This window comes from Kribbella sp. NPDC003557, from assembly GCF_040610805.1.
In the GTDB taxonomy this organism is placed as follows: Bacteria; Actinomycetota; Actinomycetes; order Propionibacteriales; family Kribbellaceae; genus Kribbella.
Window position 1 is genome coordinate 222,270 of sequence record NZ_JBEXMY010000007.1, and the last position, 18,961, is coordinate 241,230.

Here is an 18,961-nt window from a genome sequence, read left to right on the forward strand (position 1 = left end):
CGAGTTCATCATCAGGCGCAGCACCACCTGGTCATGCGCGCCCGGAGCGAAGCGAGGACGCGCATGACCATCCCGCTCGCGGTGCCGGATGCAGGGGTCGGACACGATCCTTGGTGGGTCATTCTCATCAAGGTGCTGTTCATCTTCGTCTTCCTGGTGGTGCTGACGCTCTTCAACATCTGGTGGGAACGCCGGGTCGTCGCACGGATGCAGCACCGGATCGGCCCGAACGTGCACGGCCCGCAGGGTCTGCTGCAGTCGCTGGCCGACGGCGTGAAGCTGATGCTCAAGGAAGACCTGATGCCCAAGGGCGTCGACCGGCTGGTATTCATCCTGGCGCCGGCCATCGTCGCCATCCCGGCCTTCCTCACCTTCGCGGTGATCCCGTTCGGGCCGACGGTGAAGATCCCGTTCACCGACACCTACACCCGGCTGCAGCTGACCGACCTGCCGGTCTCGGTGCTGTACGTGATGGCGGTCGCCTCGATCGGCATCTACGGCATCGTCCTCGGCGGCTGGTCGTCGAACTCGACGTACTCGCTGCTCGGCGGTCTGCGCTCCAGCGCGCAGATGATCTCGTACGAGGTCGGCATGGGCCTGGCCCTGGTGACCGTGTTCCTGTTCGCCGGCTCGATGTCCACCTCGGAGATCGTGGCGGCGCAGTCGCACCAGACGGTGCACCTGTTCGGGGCCGACATCTCGCTGCCCGGGTGGTACGCGTTCCTGCTCTTCCCGTCGTTCGTGATCTACGTGATCTCGATGATCGGCGAGACGAACCGGGCGCCGTTCGACCTGCCCGAGGCCGAGGGCGAGCTGGTCGCGGGCTTCCTGACCGAGTACTCCTCGATCAAGTACGCGATGTTCTTCCTGGCCGAGTACATCAACATGGCGACCGTGTCCGCGCTGGCCACCACGCTGTTCCTGGGCGGCTGGCGGGCACCGTGGCCGATCTCGCTCTGGGACGGCGCGAACTCCGGCTACTGGCCGGTGCTGTGGTTCATGGGCAAGCTGATGGCCTTCATCTTCTTCTACATCTGGCTGCGCGGAACGCTGCCGCGACTGCGCTACGACCAGTTCATGAAGCTCGGCTGGAAGGTCCTGATCCCGATCTCGCTGGCCTGGATCCTGCTGGTCGCCACGGTTCGCGCGGTCGGCCGGGAGACGGACTTCAGCCGGACGACGCTCCTGGTCGCGGCCGCGATCGTGCTGGTGCTCGCCGTGGTCAGCATGTTCGTGCCGCAGAAGCCCAAGCCCGAGCAGGTCACCGAGGAGGACCGCGCGAAGGACTTCGACGCCTTCGCCGGCGGCTTCCCGGTGCCACCCCCGATGGCCGTCAACACTCCGAGCCGAAGCGAGACTGCGGGTCTTAGCAAGGATGGCAGAAATGGCTAGTGTCAAAGAGTCCCTCTGGGACCCGGTAGCCGGGTTCGGGGTCACCTTCCGGACGATGTTCCGCAAGGTGTTCACCGAGCAGTACCCGTTCGAGAAGAAGCCGACCGCGCCCCGGTTCCACGGCCGGCACCAGCTGAACCGCTGGCCGGACGGGCTGGAGAAGTGCGTCGGCTGCGAGCTGTGCGCCTGGGCCTGCCCCGCGGACGCGATCTACGTCGAGGGCGCGGACAACACCGAGGGCGACCGGTTCTCGCCGGGCGAGCGGTACGGCCGGGTGTACCAGATCAACTACCTGCGCTGCATCCTCTGCGGTCTGTGCATCGAGGCCTGCCCGACCCGGGCGCTCACGATGACCAACGAGTACGAGCTGGCCGACTCCAGCCGCGAGTCCCTGATCTACGAGAAGAAGGACCTGCTGGCGCCGCTGCTCCCGGGCATGCAGGAGCCGCCGCACGAGATGCAGCTGGGCAAGACCGAGAAGGACTACTACCTCGGTCTGACCGGCGCGGCCTCGCACGGCGAGGGGAGTGACGCGAAGTGATCGGTCTCGTCACCGGCCCGCAGGTCGCGTTCTGGATGCTGGCCCCGGTCATGATCCTGGCCGCGATCGGCATGGTGCTGGTCCGTAAGGCGGTGCACTCGGCGCTGCTGCTGGCGACCGTGATGATCTGCCTCGCGGTGCAGTACGCGGCGCAGGACGCGCCGTTCCTGTTCGCGGTCCAGATCATCGTCTACACCGGCGCGATCCTGATGCTGTTCCTGTTCGTGCTGATGCTGGTCGGCGTCGACGCGTCCGACTCGCTGGTCGAGACGATCCGCGGTCAGCGGCTGCTGGCCGGCATCGCGTTCCTCGGCTTCGGCATCCTGCTGGTCGCCGCGGTCGGCAACGCGATCTACGGCAACCCGACCGGCCTGGCCGAGGCGCAGCCGGACGGCAACGTCAAGGGCCTCGCGCAACTGCTGTTCGGCAAGTACGTGTTCGCCTTCGAGGTCACGTCGGCGCTGCTGATCACCGCGGCGATGGGCGCCATGATGCTGGCCCACCGCGAGCGGCTGACCAAGAAGAAGACGCAGCGCGACCACGCCGAGGAGCGGATCCGCAAGTACGCCGAACAGGGCATCCACCCCGGCCCGCTGCCGACGCCGGGTGTCCTGGCCCGGCACAACGCCGTCGACACCCCGGCCCTGCTGCCGGACGGGTCGATCGCACCCACCTCGGTTTCGCGCGTGCTCCAGGCACGTGGCACCGTGTTGCCGGAGGCCGAGGAGCGCGCGGACGTCGAGGAGGTGCGCGAGCTCGACCTGGGCGAGGCGTACCCGTCCGAGGCGGAGAGCACCGACACGACCGGATTCGTCGGCGAGGAGGAGAAGAAGTGACCACCGAGCCGTACATCGTGCTCGCGGCGATCCTGTTCAGTATCGGCGCCCTCGGCGTGCTGGTACGCCGTAACGCCATCGTCGTCTTCATGTGCGTCGAGCTGATGCTGAACGCGACCAACCTCGCGTTCGTCAGCTTCGCCCGCCAGCACGGCAACCTCGACGGCCAGATCGCCGCCTTCTTCGTGATGGTGGTGGCCGCGGCCGAGGTCGTGATCGGGCTGGCGATCATCATGGCCATCTTCCGCACCCGTCGCTCGGCCTCGGTCGACGACGCCAACCTGCTCAAGTACTGAGGTAAGCACCCCATGAGTCATGAGCTGACGTGGCTGCTGGTCGCGGTACCGGCGGTGTCCGCGGCGATCCTGCTGCTCGGTGGCAAGGCCACCAACGCGTGGGGTCACCTGCTGGGCACCCTGGCGCCGGTGATCTCCTTCGCCTTCGGCGTCGTGCTGTTCTTCCAGATGCTCGGCCTGTCCGGCGAGGAGCGGTCCGAGACGGTCAACCTGTTCGAGTGGTTCTCGGTCGGCCAGATCAAGGTCGAGTTCAGCCTGCTGATCGACCCGCTGTCGATCCTGTTCGTGCTGCTGATCACCGGTGTCGGGTCACTGATCCACATCTACTCGATCGGCTACATGGAGCACGATCCGCGCCGGCGGCGGTTCTTCGGCTACCTGAACCTGTTCATCGCGGCGATGCTGCTGCTGGTGCTCGCGGCCGACTACCTGCTGGTGTTCGTCGGCTGGGAGGGCGTCGGTCTGGCGTCGTACCTGCTGATCGGGTTCTGGCAGCACAAGAACTCGGCCGCGGTCGCCGCGAAGAAGGCGTTCGTGGTGAACCGGGTCGGTGACATCGGCCTCTCGCTCGCGGTGATGAGCATGTGGGTGCTGTTCGGCTCCTCGGCCTTCTCCACCGTGTTCGCCGGTGCGGACCAACTGTCGAAGACCTGGGCCACGCTGCTCGGCCTGATGCTGCTGCTGGCCGCCTGCGGTAAGTCCGCGCAGGTGCCGCTGCAGTCCTGGCTGCTGGACGCGATGGAGGGCCCGACCCCGGTGTCGGCGCTGATCCACGCGGCGACCATGGTCACCGCGGGCGTCTACCTGGTGGTGCGCTCCGGCGTCATCTACGAGCAGAGCGACGCGGCCTCGACCGCGGTCGTCATCGTCGGTACGGTCACCGCCCTGGCCGGTGCGATCATCGGTTGCGCCAAGGACGACATCAAGAAGGCACTCGCCGGTTCGACGATGAGCCAGATCGGCTACATGATGCTGGCCGCCGGTCTCGGCCCGGCCGGCTACGTGTTCGCGATCTTCCACCTGCTCACGCACGGCTTCTTCAAGGCGAACATGTTCCTCGGCGCCGGATCCGTCATGCACGGCATGAACGACGACGTGAACATGCGCCACTACGGCGCGCTGCGGACGGCGATGAAGATCACCTTCGTGACCTTCGGCTTCGGCTACCTGGCGATCCTCGGCATCCCGCCGTTCGCCGGCTTCTTCAGCAAGGACAAGATCATCGAGGCCGCGTTCGCGGACAACACGGTGATCGGTCTGTGCGCGCTGCTCGGCGCCGGGCTCACCGCGTTCTACATGACGCGGGTGATGATCATGACCTTCTTCGGCAAGAAGCGCTGGGCCGAGGACGTGCACCCGCACGAGTCGCCGAAGGTGATGACCTGGCCGCTGATCATCCTGGCCGCGCTCTCGCTGGCCGGCGGCGCGCTGTACTTCGCCGGGCACTGGATCGTCGACTGGCTCGAGCCGGTGGTCGGGCACGAGGAGGAGCACGGCCCGGTGAGCGCCCTGGTGATGACGATCATCACCCTCGCGGTGGTGGCCGTCGGCATCGTGATCTCGGTGCTGATGTACCGCCGGGAGGTGCCGCGGGAGGCTCCGGCCGGCTCGCCGCTCACCAAGTTCGCGCGTCGTGACCTGTACGGTGACGCGCTGAACGAGGCGGTCTTCATGCGCCCGGGCCAGTACCTGACCCGGACGCTGGTCTGGCTCGACAACCGGGGCATCGACGGCCTGGTCAACGGGCTGGCCGCACTGTTCGGCGGGCTGTCCGGCCGGCTCCGCCGGGTCCAGACGGGCTTCGTCCGTTCGTACGCACTCAGCATGGTCTTCGGCGCCGCATTCGTGGTCGTCGCCCTCCTCGCGGTGAGGTTGTCGTGAACATCGGTTGGCTGACCCTGTTACTGCTCCTGCCGTTCGTCGGGGCCATCGCGACGATGCTGGTGCCGAAGGCGAAGGCGCTGACGGCCAAGCAGGTCGCGCTCGGGTTCTCGCTCGTGACGCTGGTGCTGACCGCGATCGTCGCGATCGGCTACCAGCGCAACGGCGCCGAGGACTACGCCGAGACACACACCTGGATCAAGGCCTTCGGCGCGCACTACGCGCTCGGCCTCGACGGGGTGAGCATCGTCCTGGTGGTGCTGACCGCGCTGCTGACGCCGATCGTGATGATCGCGTCCTGGAACGACGCGCAGAACGGCCGCTGGTCGGAGAAGTCCTTCTTCGCCTGGATCCTCGGCCTGGAGGCGCTGTCGATCGGCGTGTTCGCCGCCACCGACGTGTTCTTGTTCTACGTGCTGTTCGAGGCCACGCTGATCCCGATGTACTTCCTGATCGGCGGCTTCGGCGGCCCGCAGCGTTCGTACGCCGCGGTGAAGTTCCTGCTCTACTCGCTGCTCGGCGGTCTGCTGATGCTGGCCTCGGTCGTCGGCCTGTACGTGGTCTCGGCCCGGCAGGGCGACCCGTCGTACCTGCTGTCGGACATGATGAAGCTGGACATGAGCCAGAACACCGAGCGCTGGCTGTTCCTCGGCTTCATGTTCGCGTTCGCGGTGAAGGCGCCGATGGTGCCGTTCCACACCTGGCTGCCGGACGCGGCCGGTGAGGCGACACCGGGGACGTCGGTGCTGCTGGTCGGCATCCTGGACAAGATCGGCACCTTCGGGATGATCCGGTTCTGCCTGGGCCTGTTCCCGAACGCGTCCGAGTGGGCCACCCCGGTGGTGCTGGTGCTGGCGCTGATCTCGGTGCTGTACGGCGCGCTGCTGGCGATCGGGCAGACCGACATCAAGCGGCTGATCGCATACACCTCGATCTCGCACTTCGGCTTCATCGTGATGGGTATCTTCGCGCTGACGTCGCAGGGCCTGACCGGGTCGACGCTCTACATGTTCAACCACGGTCTCTCCACCGCGGCGCTGTTCCTGGTCGCCGGGTACCTGATCTCCCGCCGCGGGTCCGCGCGGATCGCCGACTACGGCGGGGTCGAGAAGGTCGCCCCGGTGCTGGCCGGCACGTTCCTGTTCGCCGGCCTGTCCAGCCTCGCGCTGCCCGGTCTGTCGCCGTTCATCTCCGAGTTCATGGTGCTGGCCGGGACGTTCAGCCGGCACAAGGTGATCGCGGTGATCGCGGTCGTCGGTATCGTGCTGGCCGCGCTGTACATCCTGCTGATGTACCAACGCACCATGACCGGCCCGGTCCGCGACGGGATCGAGAAGCTGAAGGACCTGAACCCGCGGGAGCTGCTCGCGATCGCGCCGCTCGTGGTCCTGATCATCGGCCTGGGGCTCTTCCCGAAGCCGGTGGTCGACATCATCAAGCCCGCCGTCGAGTCGACCATGCAGCACGTCGGCGTCACGGACCCCGCACCTGAGATCCCCGCGACGGAGGGACAGAAGTGAGCGCGATGTTGCTGCCGCTGGCGGACTTCACGGCGCCCAAGATCGAGTACAACGAGCTGGCTCCGCTGCTCGTCGTGTTCGGCGCGGCGTGCGTCGGCGTCCTGGTCGAGGCCTTCCTGCCGCGGCCGTTGCGGCACCTGGTGCAGCTGGCGATCACGGTGGTCGCCGTGGTCGTCTCCGGTGTCCTGACCGGCATCCTGATGAACGACAACAAGGAGCTGATCGCCGCGCAGGGCGCGATCTCGGTCGACGGCCCGGCGCTGTTCACCTGGATCCTTCTGCTGGCGCTGACGCTGATCAGCGTGCTGCTGTTCGCCGAGCGCTCGATCGACGGCGGCCTGTCCGCGTTCGCCGGCCAGGCGGCCGCCGTACCGGGCTCCGAGGCCGAGCGTGAGGGCACCGCGGCGCGTATCGAGCACACCGAGATCTTCCCGCTGACGCTGTTCGCGGTCGGCGGCATGATGCTGTTCGCGGCGTCGAACGACCTGCTGGTGCTGTTCGTCGCGCTCGAGGTGTTCTCGCTGCCGCTGTACCTGCTGTGCGGGCTGGCCCGCCGTCGCCGGCTGATCTCGCAGGAAGCCGCGATGAAGTACTTCCTGCTCGGCGCGTTCTCGTCGGCGTTCCTGCTGTTCGGCATCGCGCTGCTGTACGGGTACGCCGGCACGATGTCGCTCGGCGGCATCGCGGACGCGCTCGGCTCGCAGACCGGCGGCGACGTGATCCTGCTCGCCGGCACCGGCCTGCTGGGTGTCGGCCTGCTGTTCAAGGTCGGCGCCGTACCGTTCCACTCCTGGACCCCGGACGTGTACCAGGGCGCGCCGACGCCGGTCACCGGCTTCATGGCGGCCTGCACCAAGATCGCCGCGTTCATCGGGCTGATGCGGGTCTTCTACGTCGCGCTCGGCGGGACCCGCTGGGACTGGGCGCCGATGATGTGGATCGTCGCGATCCTCACCATGGTGGTCGGCTCGATCGTCGCGATCACGCAGACCGACGTGAAGCGGATGCTGGCCTACTCCTCGATCGCGCACGCGGGCTTCCTGCTGACCGCGTTCGTCGGGCTGGCGCAGACCGGGAGCGGTGTGCACAACGGCATCACCTCGACGCAGGCGGTGCTGTTCTACCTGGTCTCGTACGGCTTCCCGACGATCGGCGCGTTCGCCGTCGTCACGCTGGTCCGCGACGCGGGCGGCGAGGCGACGCACCTGTCCCGCTGGGCGGGCCTGGGCAAGAAGTCGCCGCTGCTGGCCGGGATCTTCGCGTTCTTCCTGCTGTCCTTCGCCGGCATCCCGCTGACCGCGGGCTTCACCGGCAAGTGGGCGGTCTTCAGCGCGGCGTGGACCGGTGGCGCGTGGCCGCTGGTCGTGGTCGCGGTGCTGTCCAGCCTGGTCGCCGCGTTCTTCTACGTCCGCGTGATCGTGCTGATGTTCTTCTCCGACCTGCCGGCCGACGCGCCGGACGTGGCGCTGCCGGGCTGGCAGACCACGAGCGCCGTGGCGCTGGGTCTCGCCGCCACCGTCGTCCTCGGTCTGGTCCCCGGACCGGTGCTGGACCTGGCGGCCCGAGCTGGTGAGTTCATCCGTTGAGTCCGACCCCGCTGCCGGCCGAGAGCCTGGGATTCGAGTTCGCCGACGCAGGCCTCGAGTCCCGGGTTCGTGCCGGTCTGGAGCGCGTCGAGCAGGCGTTGCTCGACGCGACCCAGTCCGAGGCGCCGTTCGTCACCCAGGCCGCCCAGCACGTCATGGTGGCCGGCGGCAAGCGGTTCCGGCCGTTGCTGGTGCTGCTGGCAGCTGAGTTCGGCGCTGAGGTGGCGGCTGACGACGTGGTGAAGGCGGCCGTGGTCGTCGAGCTCACACACGTCGCGACGCTGCACCACGACGACGTGATGGACGAGGCGGCGCTGCGCCGGGGCTCGTCGACGGCGAACGCACGCTGGGACAACTCGGTGGCGATCCTGTCCGGCGACTGGCTGTTCGCCCGGGCGTCGGACCTGGTCGCGGACCTCGGGCCGGAAGCGGTCCGGATCCAGGCGCGCACCTTCGGCCGGCTGGTCGAGGGCCAGATCCGCGAGACCCTCGGCGTCGGCGAGGGGCAGGACCCGCTCACGCATTACCTGTCGGTGGTTGCCGACAAGACCGGCTCGCTGATCGCGACGTCCGCCCTCTTCGGCGCCCGGTACGCCGGTGCCTCCGACGAGATCCAGGAATCGCTGCGCGCGTTCGGCGAGGAGATCGGCGTCGCGTTCCAGCTCGCCGACGACCTGCTCGACATCGCGTCGGAGTCCGGCCAGTCCGGCAAGACCCCCGGCACCGACCTGCGCGAAGGCGTCCCCACCCTCCCGGTGCTGATCTTCCGCGCCCAGGCGGACCCCGAGGACCCCACGGACGCCCGCCTCCTGGAGCTCCTGGACTCCGACCTCTCCGACGACACCCGCCTCGCCGAAACCCTCGACCTCCTCCGCTCCCACCCCGCCTTCCGCCAGGCCGAGGACGACGTCCGCCGCCGCGCAGCAGACGCCCGCAAACTCCTCAGCACCCTCCCCGACGGCCCCGGCCGCCAAGCCCTCGACACCCTCTGCGACCTGGTAGCCACCCGCTCGGTCTGAGAAGACAGAGATCGAGTGGGACCTGGGGGCCTGGCTCGGTTCGGCGGGCCGGTCCGGTGCCGCGTTCGACCGCACACCCGTCCGCTCGCCGACGCCGGCGCCGAGCCGAGGTGGTGTTGATCTGCATCTGGACAGGAGGTGTGCCTTCCTCACCAGATCCGGCCCGCTCGGGTACGCGGGAAACCGGGCCCGACAACCCGACACCTCCTGTCGAGATGCCGCCGCAGCACCGCCGGGACAGATACCTGACCCGGGCATGCACCACAGACAACCGACCAACTCGAGGGCCGGCCCCTCCAGGTAGGCACCCAACTGTCTTTCCCTGTCCTTCTGAACCCTGTCCGGCATCGCGACTCTGTGCGATGCTGTGCCGACTATGGGTGAGCGGGATGTTGCGTTGCCGGTGGTGGGGCTGACGGTTGAGTTGCTGGCGGAGAGTGTGTTGGTGCATCTGCCGGCGTTGGCGGACGCGTTGGTGGAGACGATCTACGCGCAGAATCCGGCCTACCGGGTGATGGACGCGGTGCCGCAGCAGGATCTGTGGCGGTCTTGTCATGACAACGTCGCGCGGGTCGTGCAGATGATCGCCGACAACGAGGACCACTTCGACGCGGCGCACGCTACCGGGCGGCGGCGCGCGGAGCAGCGGATGCCGTTGGACGACGTGCTGAAGTCGTTCCGGCTCGGTGGGCGGCTGGTGTGGGAAGCGTTGATCGACGAGGCCCGCGCGCAGGGAGCCGTGGATTCCGAGGCTCTGCTGGATGTCGCCAGCAAGGTCTGGGAGGTCGTCGACCGTACGTCGTCGCAGGTCGCCGCCGCCTACCACGCCGCCGAGCGGCAGCTCGTGCGTGCCGACGAGCGCCGCAGGTCGACGCTCTGGGAGGGCCTGCTGCACGGCCGCGGCAAGGACCGCGCCTTCGTCCAGGAAGCCGCCACCGTCTTCGACGTACCGGTGAACGGCAACTATGTCGTCGTTGCGATCGACAACCTGATCGACGACGAGTGCACGACCAGCTCGTTCGTGCGGCGGTTCGCCGGCGTGCGGATCGCGTCCACCTGGCAGGTCCGCCCGCAGACCGTCGTCGGACTGCTTGCTCTGGGCATGGAGTCCCCGGCGACGGTGCTCCGCATCCTGCGCGACGTCGTGCACGCCCCCGCGGGCCTGTCCGGCATAGTCACGGGCCTGGCCGAGGTGAACGTCGCGTACCGGCAGGCGATGCTGGCCCGGCGGACACTGCCGGCCGGCCAGATCGACGTCGCCGCCCTCACCGAGCGTCTCCCGGAGGCGTTGTTGCTCAGCGCACCGGAGTTGGCCGAGCAACTGGTCCAGACCTGGCTGGTCCCGCTGATGACGGTCCCCGCGGCGGAACGCGAACTCCTGCTCGACACCCTCGACAAATGGGTGACGGCGGCAGGCTCCGTACGCCGTACCGCGGATCTCGCGCACTGTCACCGCAACACGGTCATCAACCGCCTGCACCGGGTGCATCAGATCACTGGCCGTAACCTCACCGACGACGGATTCCAGATGGAGCTCGGACTCGCGCTGCGGGCGTTCCGGCTGTTCCCGCCGCCTGCGTGACCGAAGGGTGTGTCTGTGCGTTGTGCACAGTGAACCCCTGCAAAACCTGGGCATTGCGGCCATGCCGCCGCCGCACCGGCGGTGCCAGACTGCGTTCCCAGCATTGCTCGAGCACGGAGGACCCAGATGACCGAACGCAGCGAGAAGCCGGCCGGCGGACGGGGCCTGCTGGGCAGACGTAAGGTCCTCGGGTACCTGATCGCCGCCCCCACACTCGCGGTCGGAGTCAGTTGGGCCACCAACGAATCCGACCCGCGGTCCGCGGATGCGGCGGTTCCCTCGCTGCCGCAGCCGCAGGACGTCTTCGACCTCGGCGACCTGCAGAACCTCGCGGCCGCGCCGACGTCCGGCCTGATCACCGTGCAGCTGAAGACCGACGGGACCGCCCACTTCGCGGTGCCGCGCTGCGAGGTCGGCCAGGGCATCACGACCGCGTTCGCGATGATGGTCGCCGAGGAGCTGGATCTCCCGATGAGCAAGGTCGAGATCACCCTCGCCGACGCGCGGCCCGAGCTCCTGATGAACCAGCTCACCGGCGGGTCGAACTCGATGCGCAGCATGTATCTCCCGGTCCGTACGGCGGCAGCGCTCGCCCGGCAGCGCCTGGTGGAGACGGCCGCCGCGCACTGGGACGTCGACGCCGGCCGGCTGACCACCCGCAAGGGCGTGGTCAGCGGCCCGAGCGGTCGTACGGCGTCGTACGGATCGCTCGCCAAGGCAGCGGCGACGCTCAAGACGGTCACATTCGCCGCCGAGCTGAAGGATCCGTCCGAGTTCAAGGTGCTCGGCCGGCCGCGGAACCGGGTCGACGGCCAGGACATCGTCACCGGCCGCAAGGAGTTCGCGATGGACCTGCAGGTCCCGGGCGCGAAGCCGACGATGGTGGCCAGGCCGCCGACGATCAACGGGACGCTGCGGTCGATCAACAACCTCGCGGCCCTGCGGGCGATGCCGGGGATCACCGATGTCGTTGGTATCACCCACGGCGTCGCGATCCGCGGCGAGACCTTCGGGCAGTGCATCGACGCGATCCAGAAGGTCGACGCGACCTGGGGCCCGGGCACGGTGGACGGCGAGTCCGACGCCACCGTGCTGGCGAAGCTGCGCGCCGCCCAGCTGCCGATGGCTGTCCCGCCGCTGCCGGCGCAGACCATCGACGCCGAGTTCGTGTTCGCGTTCGCCAGCAACAGCCCGCTCGAACCGGACTGCGCGATCGCGGACGTCCACCCGGACAGCGCCGAGATCTGGTCGTGCCTGAAGGTCCCGATCGTGGCCCAGGAGGACATCGCCAAACAGCTCGGCCTGCCGATCGACGCGGTCACCGTGCATGTCGTCCAGGGCGGCGGCTCGTTCGGCCGGCACCTGTTCCACGACGTGGCGGCCGAGGCGGCGGAGATCTCGCAGAAGATGGGCAAGGCGGTGAAGCTGTCCTGGTCCCGGACCGACAACTTCCGCCAGGGCCGCACCCACCCGATGTGCACGTCCCGAGTCCGGGTGAACTACCTGGCCGGCAACGTGCTCAGCTACGAGCAGCGGCATACGAGCGTGCAGACCGACTTCGGTCACGGGCTCGGCGAGATGATCACGGCCTTCGCGGCGGACCTGCCGGTCGGCGGGAACCTGTCGTTCGCGGAGACGATCTTCGCGCTCACCCAGTCCTCGCCGTACAACTTCGGTGTCACCACCCAGCTGCTCAACGAGATCCCGCTGAAGTTCAACACAGGCAGCATGCGCAACATCTACTCGCCGAACGTGGTCTGCGCCGAGGAGCTGATGGTCGACCAGCTCGCCGCGAAGATGGGTCAGGACCCGGTCCGGTTCCGGCGGAGTTTCCTCAAGGACCAGCGGTTGCTCGCCGTGCTGAACAAGGCGGCCGAGGTCGGCAACTGGGGCAGGGCGATGCCGAAGGGTACGGCGCAGGGGGTCGGGGTGCACTCGGAGTACCGGGCCGCGGTCGCGACGCTGGTCGAGATCGACTGCCGGCCGGAGACGGTCAACCGGCCGGTCGAGGGCGAAGCGGTCACCGGGCCGCGGGTGACCAAGGCGGTGATCGTGGTCGATCCGGGGTTCTGCATCAACCCGCGCGGCCTGGAGGCGCAGATGATCGGCGGCCTGCAGGACGCGATCGCGCTGGCGCTGACGTCGAGCCTGCACATCAAGAACGGCATCCCGCTGGAAGGCAGCTGGGACAACTACTTCTACACCCGGGAGTGGAACTCGCCGCTGGACGTCGAGGTGGTGATCATGCCGAACACCAGCGAGAGCCCGAGCGGCGCCGGCGAGCTGGCGGTGGCCCCGGCGTTCGCGGCGGTCGCCTGTGCGTACGCGCGAGCGACCGGCACGCTGCCGAAGTACTTCCCGATCAACCACGGCAAGCTGAGCTTCGAGCCGCTGCCGGTGCAGCCGTCCACCCCGCAGTCGCCGACCGACGGCCTCGACCACACGTTCTGAGGAATCCCATGCCAACGCACACGTTCAAGCTCAACGGCAAGCAGATCAGCGTCGAGGCCGAGGACAACGTCCGGCTGCTGTGGGTCCTGCGGGACCTGCTCGGCGTCACCGGGCCGAAGTACGGCTGCGCGCTGGAGGTGTGCAAGTCGTGCACCTCGCACATCAACGGCAAGGCGTTCAACCCGTGCTCGGTCCAGGTCAAGGACATCGAGGCGACGGACGAGGTCACCACGATCGAAGGCCTGCCGGCGACGGTCGGCAAGGACCTGCACCCGATGCAGGAGGCCTGGCTGAAGTACGACGTCGCCCAGTGCGGATACTGCCAGCCCGGGCAGATCATGGCCGCCGTCGCCAAGGTCAAGCAGGCGCGGAAGGAGGGCCGCGACATCACCGACGCGGACCTCGACGAGCTGCGCAACATCTGCCGGTGCGGCACGTACTCCCGGATTCGCGAGGCCGTGAAGGCCGGCGCGGAGGACATGGGTGCGTGACGTCGTCGCGCACGTCCGCCCCTGGTACGGCGAGAGGTTCGCGCTCGCCACGGTGATCGGCACGTTCCGTTCGGCGCCGCGGCAACCGGGCGCGTCGATGGCGGTGTCGAGCGACGGTGCGGTGGTGGGCAGCGTCTCGGGCGGCTGTGTCGAGGCCGACGTGTACGCGGTCGCCGAGGAGGTCATCCGGACCGGCGTACCGGTCGTCCGGCGGTACGGGATCTCCGACGACGACGTGTTCGCGATCGGGCTGACGTGCGGCGGCCTGCTCGACGTCCTGGTCGAGCCGGTCGACCCGGCGTCGTACCCGGAGTTCGGCGCGGTCGCGGACGCGATCGAGTCGGGCCGGCCGATGGCGGTGGCGACCGTGGTCACGGCGGGCGAGCGCCTCGGCCGGCGCCTCGTCATCGGCCCTTCAGCCCTCGACGTCGCCGGCGGCCTCGGCGACGCGGGGCTCGACGCGGCGGTGGTCCAGGACGCGCTGGCGATGCTCGGCAGCGGTTCGACCGCGATCCGCGAGTACGGCGTGCACGGGGAATGCGGGCGGAGCGACGTCGCCGTGTTCGTGCAGGCGCTGACGCCGCCGCCGCGGATGTTCGTGTTCGGGGCGATCGACTTCGCGGCGGCCGTGGCGCGGGTCGGCAAGTTCCTCGGCTACCACGTGACGGTGTGCGACGCGCGCGGCGTCTTCGCCACCCGCGCGCGGTTCCCCGAGGCCGACGAGGTCGTGGTCGACTGGCCGCACCGGTTCTTCGCCGGGGCCCTCGACCAGGTCGACCGCCGTACGGCGCTGTGTGTGCTGACCCACGACCCGAAGTTCGACGTACCGCTGCTGCAGGTGGCGTTGCAGACGGACGCCGGCTACATCGGCGCGATGGGCTCGCGGCGTACCCACTTCGACCGGCTGTCCCGGTTGCGCGCCGCGGGGGTGACCGAGGACGAACTCGCCCGGCTGACGTCGCCGACCGGTCTGGATCTCGGCGCCCGCTCGCCGGAGGAGACGGCGATCTCGATCGCGGCCGAGATCATCGCCTCTCGCAGCGCCGCCAGTGCGCGGCCGCTGTCCACGACCACCGGCAGGATCCACGGCGAGCTCATCGCGACGTGAGCTGACGTGCCGACGGGCGGTGGTCCTCGACGTACCCGCCGTCAGGACGCCGGACGATCCGGCCGGTCTCGATGCCGTGCGTCGCGATCTCCTGCTCCTGCTGCTGCAGACCGAGGCAGATGCGGCGCGTGATGAACAGCGCGGCCGGTGGACCGACGATCAGCAGGACCTGGAACAGCCGCAGCAGCGTGTTGAACGACAGGTGGAACTGGACGGCGATCGTGTCGGCGCCCGCGGCCGCCCAGAGGACGCCGTAGAACACGATGCCCGCGACGCCGATACCCGTGCGGATCGGGTTGTTGCGCGGCCGCTCGAGCTCGTAGTGCTCTTTCCGGTCGCCCGTGACGCGTGCCTCGATGAACGGGTAGACGGCGACGAGCATCAGGAACAACGTGCAGAGCGCGACCGGCAGGAGCACGGCCAGGCTGATCGTCTTGCCCCACACAACGATCTCCCAGCCCGGTGCGAGGCGGAGCGACCCGTCGAGGAACGCGAGGTACCACGCGGGGCCGACGCCGGCCGAAGTGTCCGCCGGGTCGGCAGGGCCGTACAGCCAGACCGGGTTGATGGTCGCGGTCGCGGCCATGACGAGCGAGACACCGGCCACGAAGCAGAACAGGCCGGCGCTCTTCACCACGTCCACGCGACCGGCGGTGCGCTCGGGCTTCTGCGCGGGCTTGCGGAGCGCGAGCACGAGGAAGAGCGCGATGATCGCCGCGGGCAGTACGACGATGTGCAGCGGGTAGAACTGCGAGATCACGTCGCCCGGGAACTCGCCTCCGAACATCAGGTGCGACAGGGCGGAGCCGACGAACGGTGTGGCTTGCAGGACTCCGTCGAGTACCGCGAGGCTCGTGCCCGAGGCCATGTCGTCCGGGAGCGAGGTCCCGGTGAGTGCGGCGCCCAGTGCGAGGACGAGCAGGCCGAAGACGACCAGCCAGTTCAGCCGCCGCGGCCGGCGGAAGGCCGCGGTGAAGAACAGTTGCAGCAGGTGCAGGGTGATCGCCGCGACCATGATCAGCGTGGCCCAGTGGTGGACCTGGCGGACCAGCAGCCCACCCCGCGTCTCGAAGGTGATCGCGAGTGTCGAGTCGAGCGCCCGCGACATCTCGGTGCCGCGCAGTGGGCCGTACGGCCCGTCGTACACGACCGGTTCGACGGACGGTTTGTAGTCCAGCATCAGGACTACGCCGCTCAGCGCGATCACGACGAAGCTGTAGAAGGCGATCTGGCCGAACAACAGCGACCAGTGGTCGGGAAAAACTCTCGCTCGCAGATTACTGATCCGGCTCTGCATGCTCGACCTCCCTCGGTCATACATACGACACCGCAGCCCCCGAGTCTGTGACGCAACGTGCCACAGATCACGGAGACGCCCACCGCGGTACTAGGCAGCCACCGCGTGCCAGGCAGAAGCCCACCGCGTGCCAGGCAGGAGCCCACCGCGTGCTACGCAGCCGCTACCTCGTCGCTCCGCTCCTCGTACGCGTCGGCTACGCGCGCTCCCACCCACCCCTGGGCTGGCGCCCGGAGCATTGCTTCCGGCTGGCGCCGGGTGTGCTCGCTGCGCTCGCTGTTCCGGCTGGCGCCGGGTGTGCTCGCTGCGCTCGCTGTTCCGGCTGGCGCCGGGTGTGCTCGCTGCGCTCGCTGTTCCGGCTGGCGCCGGGTGTTGCTCGCTGGCGCTCGCCTGCGACTACCTCGGCGACGCCCGGCACGAAGGCGTAGCCCGGAGCGGGAACCGCCCTGCGACGCCGTAGCACGTGCCCAGCTCCTGCCTCAGCACGTGGCCCGGCACGTGCCCAGCTCCTGCCTCAGCACCTGGCCGGGCACCTGGCCCGGCACCTGCCCCCAGCGCCTGCCCCCAGCGGCTGCCGAGCGCTCGCCTCAGCACCTGGCCCAAGCACTCGCCCGCAAGCACTCGCCCGCAAGCACCGGCCCCAAGCACCGGCCCCAAGCACCGGCCCCAAGCACCCGCCCCAAGCACCCCGCCCCGGCACCGGGCGAGTCTGCGCATGACCTGCTGGCCGGTTGTGGACGGTTGGCGGACGGTGTTTGCAGGTGGGTGGTGGTGGAACTGTGGGCGGATAGGGTCCTGCGGGTGACCGGACGCACGTTGGGTAACGGACGGTATGTGCTGAGTGAGTCGCCGCTCGGTGTTGGTGGGATGGGGACTGTCTGGAAGGCGTTCGACACGGTGTTGCACCGTGAGGTCGCGGTGAAGGAGCTGCGGATTCCTGACGGGCTGAACCCGGAGGAGCAGGACAAGCTGCGGTTGCGTGCGCTGCGTGAGGCGCGGGCTGCTGCGGGGCTGGATCATCCGGCGATCGTCACGATTCACGACGTGGTGGACGAGGGCGGCCGGCCGTGGATCGTGATGCGGCTGCTGCCGGGGCGGACGCTCGACCATGTGGTGCGTGCGAACGGTCCGCTCAGCCCGCGCCGGGCGGCGGAGCTCGGCGTACGGCTGGTCGAGGCGCTGAGCGCGGCGCACACGAACGGCGTACTGCACCGTGACGTCAAGCCGCAGAACGTGATGCTCGGCGCCGACGACCGCTGGATGCTGACCGACTTCGGCATCGCCTCCGTGGCGGGCGCGACCCGCACCCTGACCGGCACCGGCATCGTGACCGGCACCCTCGGGTACGTCGCGCCGGAGCGGCTGTCCGGCGCCGAACCCGGAGCGCCCGCCGACCTGTGGGCACTCGGCGCGACGCTGTACTTCGCCGTCGAAGGACGGCACGCGTACGACTTCGACGACCTCCCCGCGATGATCGCCGCCGTCCTCACCCGACCCCCTGAACTCCCGCGCCTGGCAGGCCCCCTCGCCCCGGTCATCGCGGCCCTGATGGAACGCGACCCGGCCAAGCGCCTGGACGCCACCACAGCCCGCGCCCAACTTCTGTCCATCGCCGGCGGCTACCCGACCTTCGAGAACCCCACCCAGCCGATGGCCGGCCAGGACGGCCGCACCGAGAAGATCCCGACCGGCACGAAGCGCTTCGGCGACGGAACCAAGCTCCTGCCGCCTGACACCAAGCAGGCCAAGCAGACCAAGCAGGCCAACCAGACCGAGCAGGCCAACCAGACCGAGCCCGCCGAATCCGAGCCGCCGGCCGACAGCTACCGGGTCCTCCGCGCGCTCGACGCGCAGCTGGTGACGCTCAACGCGGTCATCGGCGCGCTGCTGGCTCTCGTCGTCTACAGCTTGACCGACGGTATGCCGGTCTGGATCGCCGTCGCCCTGGCTGTCGCGGTCACCCTCGGCGTCGTGATCGGAACCTGGCTGGCCCAACCACTCCAACGGTGGCTCGGCGCCCGTGCCGCGCTGGTCGGAAGCGTCCTGCTGATGGGCGAATCACTGGCCGCCACAGGTGCCATCGGAGCTCCGGAGATGCCGGTCGTGGCGACCGCCCTGTGTGCGACGGCCCTGGTCTCGTACGCGGTCTGGCGCCAGCTGTCCCGCGCTCTCCGGCGCCGTCTCGTACCGGAGGGCGCTCGTACCACCACCATGCACCGCGCGGCAGGGTTCGGCAGCGTGGTGCTCGGTATGGCCGTCGCGGCCGCTTATCTCTGGCTGGCGGAGACGAGGCAGTTCGGTGGGGACTACATCGTCATCCTGCTGGCCGGTACGGGCGTGATCGTGGCCGCTGCCGCACTGCTGGCGATTCCTGCCCTGCGGTCCGCACCGGTCGCCGACGGCCGACGATGGGTGCCGCTCGGTCTGTCCGCGGCGGCGCTCGTTCTCCCGATCCTGATCGGTGTCCAGGCCACCGTGTACTACGTCGACCGCCTGGACGACTTCAGCACGACACCCGCCGTCTGCGCGTCACCGATCTTGTCGCAGCAACGCATCGCCGGATACATGGACGAAGCACCGCCCGCGACGAAGTCGTCCAGCTCGGACTACGTCAGCTGCAGCTGGGAGCGGTACTTCGACGGGGACCGGCTGGACGTCTCGCTCGAGAAGTACGACGACTCCCGGGCCGCGGACCGGCGGATCCAGTCGTCGCGCAGGTCCGCGGAGGAGGACGGTGAGACGGTCGTCGGGCTCGGGCTCGGCGACCGGTCCTTCCGGCAGACGTTCGACAGCTCGATCGGCTCGGAGGACACCGAGGGCATCAGTGTCCTGGTCCGGGTCGACAACCTGGTCCTCGAGACAGAACTCGAACACACCGGCAACCGGCCCGAGCCCGCCACCGTCGAGGAACTGGCCAAGGAGCTGGCCGAGGAGATCCAGCTCCAGCATCCGCAACGCTGA

The 18,961-nt window shown here is 69.0% G+C and carries 14 protein-coding genes; 13 read left to right on the forward strand and 1 reads right to left on the reverse strand.

Features of this window, described 5'->3' with window-relative positions:
- The first annotated feature begins 63 nt into the window (after window positions 1-63).
- The 12 genes from nuoH to ABZW60_RS29365 all read left to right on the forward strand — a co-directional run bounded on the left by nuoH (window position 64) and on the right by ABZW60_RS29365 (window position 14,703).
- Window positions 64-1,392: an NADH-quinone oxidoreductase subunit NuoH gene (gene nuoH, locus ABZW60_RS29310; protein ID WP_355482215.1), complete on the forward strand. Its 1,329-nt coding sequence runs from the start codon at window positions 64-66 to the stop codon at window positions 1,390-1,392.
- Window positions 1,385-1,933, forward strand: a complete 549-nt coding sequence (nuoI, locus tag ABZW60_RS29315) for an NADH-quinone oxidoreductase subunit NuoI (protein ID WP_355482217.1) — start codon at window positions 1,385-1,387, stop codon at window positions 1,931-1,933. The genes nuoH and nuoI overlap by 8 nt, the downstream gene beginning before the upstream one ends.
- Window positions 1,930-2,769 carry an NADH-quinone oxidoreductase subunit J gene (locus tag ABZW60_RS29320; protein ID WP_355482218.1) on the forward strand — a complete coding sequence of 280 codons (840 nt, stop codon included), beginning with the start codon at window positions 1,930-1,932 and terminating at the stop codon, window positions 2,767-2,769. Before nuoI ends, ABZW60_RS29320 begins: the two co-directional genes overlap by 4 nt.
- Complete coding sequence (nuoK, locus tag ABZW60_RS29325; RefSeq protein ID WP_130384807.1) at window positions 2,766-3,065, forward strand: NADH-quinone oxidoreductase subunit NuoK; 300 nt, start codon at window positions 2,766-2,768, stop codon at window positions 3,063-3,065. Before ABZW60_RS29320 ends, nuoK begins: the two co-directional genes overlap by 4 nt.
- Window positions 3,066-3,077: 12 nt before the next feature.
- Window positions 3,078-4,946 carry an NADH-quinone oxidoreductase subunit L gene (nuoL, locus tag ABZW60_RS29330; RefSeq protein ID WP_355482221.1) on the forward strand — a complete coding sequence of 623 codons (1,869 nt, stop codon included), beginning with the start codon at window positions 3,078-3,080 and terminating at the stop codon, window positions 4,944-4,946.
- A complete protein-coding gene (locus tag ABZW60_RS29335) occupies window positions 4,943-6,466 on the forward strand; it encodes an NADH-quinone oxidoreductase subunit M (protein WP_355482223.1) in 1,524 nt (507 codons plus the stop codon). The genes nuoL and ABZW60_RS29335 overlap by 4 nt, the downstream gene beginning before the upstream one ends.
- Window positions 6,467-6,471: 5 nt before the next feature.
- Entirely contained in the window at window positions 6,472-8,052 is a 1,581-nt protein-coding gene (gene nuoN / locus ABZW60_RS29340) for an NADH-quinone oxidoreductase subunit NuoN (RefSeq protein WP_355482997.1), read from the forward strand.
- Between the two features lie 77 nt (window positions 8,053-8,129).
- Window positions 8,130-9,071: a polyprenyl synthetase family protein gene (locus ABZW60_RS29345; protein ID WP_355482999.1), complete on the forward strand. Its 942-nt coding sequence runs from the start codon at window positions 8,130-8,132 to the stop codon at window positions 9,069-9,071.
- Window positions 9,072-9,447: 376 nt separating this feature from the next.
- Window positions 9,448-10,653: a helix-turn-helix domain-containing protein gene (locus tag ABZW60_RS29350; RefSeq protein WP_355482225.1), complete on the forward strand. Its 1,206-nt coding sequence runs from the start codon at window positions 9,448-9,450 to the stop codon at window positions 10,651-10,653.
- Window positions 10,654-10,779: 126 nt separating this feature from the next.
- Window positions 10,780-13,104, forward strand: coding sequence for a molybdopterin cofactor-binding domain-containing protein (locus ABZW60_RS29355; RefSeq protein ID WP_355482227.1), 2,325 nt, complete (start codon window positions 10,780-10,782; stop codon window positions 13,102-13,104).
- Between the two features lie 8 nt (window positions 13,105-13,112).
- A complete protein-coding gene (locus tag ABZW60_RS29360; RefSeq protein ID WP_355482229.1) occupies window positions 13,113-13,595 on the forward strand; it encodes a (2Fe-2S)-binding protein in 483 nt (160 codons plus the stop codon).
- Window positions 13,588-14,703: an XdhC/CoxI family protein gene (locus ABZW60_RS29365; protein WP_355482230.1), complete on the forward strand. Its 1,116-nt coding sequence runs from the start codon at window positions 13,588-13,590 to the stop codon at window positions 14,701-14,703. The genes ABZW60_RS29360 and ABZW60_RS29365 overlap by 8 nt, the downstream gene beginning before the upstream one ends.
- On the opposite strand, the gene ABZW60_RS29370 is transcribed toward ABZW60_RS29365, so the two are convergent.
- A complete protein-coding gene (locus tag ABZW60_RS29370) occupies window positions 14,690-16,000 on the reverse strand; it encodes a cytochrome b N-terminal domain-containing protein (RefSeq protein WP_355482232.1) in 1,311 nt (436 codons plus the stop codon). The two genes, ABZW60_RS29365 and ABZW60_RS29370, sit on opposite strands and share 14 nt — an antisense overlap.
- 834 nt (window positions 16,001-16,834) lie before the next feature.
- Between ABZW60_RS29370 and ABZW60_RS29375 the strand changes: the two genes are divergently transcribed.
- Window positions 16,835-18,961 (forward strand): bifunctional serine/threonine protein kinase/MFS transporter, encoded by a 2,127-nt coding sequence (locus ABZW60_RS29375; protein ID WP_355483001.1) that lies wholly within the window; start codon window positions 16,835-16,837, stop codon window positions 18,959-18,961.

Coding starts and splice junctions, on each gene's coding strand:
- nuoH (WP_355482215.1), top strand. CDS start 64: ATGACCATCCCGCTCGCGGTGCCGGATGCAGGGGTCGGACACGATCCT.
- nuoI (WP_355482217.1), top strand. CDS start 1,385: ATGGCTAGTGTCAAAGAGTCCCTCTGGGACCCGGTAGCCGGGTTCGGG.
- nuoL (WP_355482221.1), top strand. CDS start 3,078: ATGAGTCATGAGCTGACGTGGCTGCTGGTCGCGGTACCGGCGGTGTCC.
- nuoN (WP_355482997.1), top strand. CDS start 6,472: ATGTTGCTGCCGCTGGCGGACTTCACGGCGCCCAAGATCGAGTACAAC.
- ABZW60_RS29350 (WP_355482225.1), top strand. CDS start 9,448: ATGGGTGAGCGGGATGTTGCGTTGCCGGTGGTGGGGCTGACGGTTGAG.
- ABZW60_RS29355 (WP_355482227.1), top strand. CDS start 10,780: ATGACCGAACGCAGCGAGAAGCCGGCCGGCGGACGGGGCCTGCTGGGC.
- ABZW60_RS29360 (WP_355482229.1), top strand. CDS start 13,113: ATGCCAACGCACACGTTCAAGCTCAACGGCAAGCAGATCAGCGTCGAG.
- ABZW60_RS29370 (WP_355482232.1), bottom strand. CDS start 16,000: ATGCAGAGCCGGATCAGTAATCTGCGAGCGAGAGTTTTTCCCGACCAC.